The organism is uncultured Mucilaginibacter sp., from assembly GCF_903913935.1.
In the GTDB taxonomy this organism is placed as follows: domain Bacteria; phylum Bacteroidota; class Bacteroidia; order Sphingobacteriales; family Sphingobacteriaceae; genus Mucilaginibacter.
Genome location: NZ_CAIWNH010000476.1, coordinates 1 through 1,989, shown reverse-complemented (window position 1 = coordinate 1,989; position 1,989 = coordinate 1). Strand labels below are relative to the sequence as shown.

The 1,989-nt window shown below is 40.8% G+C and carries 2 protein-coding genes; both read right to left on the bottom strand.

The window, feature by feature from the left end; all coding sequences use genetic code 11:
• Positions 1 to 1,253, bottom strand: a 1,253-nt coding sequence (locus tag QZY09_RS19000) for a Y-family DNA polymerase (protein ID WP_295674865.1), incomplete at its 3' end; no start/stop codon positions are given.
• Positions 1,237 to 1,692, bottom strand: a complete 456-nt coding sequence (locus tag QZY09_RS18995; protein WP_295674864.1) for a LexA family transcriptional regulator — start codon at positions 1,690 to 1,692, stop codon at positions 1,237 to 1,239. The genes QZY09_RS18995 and QZY09_RS19000, both read right to left, overlap by 17 nt.
• Positions 1,693 to 1,989 lie beyond the last annotated feature (297 nt).

The following is a 1,989-nucleotide window of genomic DNA, read 5'->3' as shown; positions in this document are numbered from 1 at the left end:
TCTTCAATAATTTCACTCAACCTGGTAGTGTATCGCCGGCTTAAATGGTCCTGTTTCATTGCCCATTCCGGATTTAAACCTTGGGCGGATGATTTAACAGTGTCGCGGCCATTCAGCCTGTTTACGCGGTCAACTTGATTGATGAGTGCTATTTCCTTTTTCCTGGATTCTCTGTAGAACAAATTTAGGGTGCCATCACTTTTATCCCGGATGTCTGTCAACATGATCCCAACGCGCTTATAGGTATAACCATTCCGGTAAATGGCATGCAAGCCTTGAATCGCTCTTTTGATGAGATATGGGGGGTAATCCGTTGGTACATCACAAACGGTATGGATTACTGGGGAGTATTGTTTATCTGTTTTTGAAAAGTGGTTGGTACCTAACCATACTTCCATGCCTCCGGCTACACAATTTTGCTTCCGTAGCTTTTCTGTTACACGGGCTGTATAATTTGCCAGGGCCTCCGCGATGGGTTCAAACTCTGTTTGAAATTTTCCAAAGCTTTTTTGTGAAGCTATATTTTGTTTACCGGGCATTATCAACTCTAACGGGATACAGCTGATCCCCTGCAACTCATAAACGGTTCGTTGTACTACAACACTAAAGTTTGCTTTTACCCAATTGGTATCCACCAGGGACAGCTCATAAGCCGTAAAAATACCCTTTGCTTTTAGTTTGGCGGTGATCCTGCCACCGATACCCCAGATGTCATTTATATCTGTTGCTGTTAATGCAGCTATCCGTTTTTCTTCACTGTCAATAACATATACCCCTATGTCTCTGTATTGCTTTTTTGCTATCCGGTTGGCAAGTTTTGACAATGTCTTTGTTTTTGCTACCCCAATGGAAACCGGCACCCCTGACCAGGTACTTATGCTGTCACGGGCATCTTTGAGGTAATCAAATAGATTACGGTATTTTAAGCCCTCACAGCTAACAAAAGACTCATCAATGCTATAATCCTCCACCTGATTAAAAAACTGCCTGATGGTGGTTTTTATCCGCCTGGACATGTCGCCATAGAGAGTGTAATTACTGCTAAAGCCTTTGATTTGATGTTGCTCCATCAGCTTCCTGATCTCGAACAAAGGCACGGCCATCCCAATACCTAATGCTTTGGCTTCTTCACTCCGCGCGATGACAGCGCCATCATTGTTGCTAAAAACAATTACTGGCTGGTCTTTTAATGATGGATCAAATACACGCTCACAGCTGGCATAAAAATTATTACAATCAATAATGCCAATCATTGGAACGGTTTTTAATATTTTGGATCACAAAGGTTACAACTCCCCAGATTCTGAAATCGGTGAGCTCATTGATGATGATAGGCTCGAAGCTACTATTAGCTGACATTAACCGGATGCCTTTCCTATCGCGATGAAGGATCTTTGCATTAAACTCCCCATCAATGGCACATACCACCAGATCCCGGTTATTGGGTTTTAAGGATTTATCAATTACCAGGATATCGCCTTCATAAATGGTGATATCTTTTAAAGATGATCCCTTTACCCTGCCCAGGAATGTGCTGGCAGCATTGCTGATACAGATATCATCCAGGCTTAATATTTCTTCTAAATAATCATCCGCTGGCGATGGGAAACCTGCCTGAATGGTGGACAGAAATAGGGGTAGGTCTGTAACGGACTTTTTTAAGTTGAATAATTCAATACTATCTTTGAGCATAACTGCACAAAAATGCTAATTATATTAGTATTTAAATAAAAACATTTCACTGAAATAATTTTACTGTGTTATTGTGGCTTGGTTTGGGCTTTAGTTATTGAAATCAACAGTTAAATAGATTAGTGTTATATTTGCAATTCATATGGCGAGCATCTACGCTTGCCTTTTGTGATAAGGTTTAGGTTAAAGCCCCCAAGCTGCGAGAGTAAGGGTGTTTTTATTTTTGCCAAATTACTGTTGTTGTTTATAACTATTTAGGTAAGGAAATGTGGTTTGCTATTACCTTCGCAGCAATGA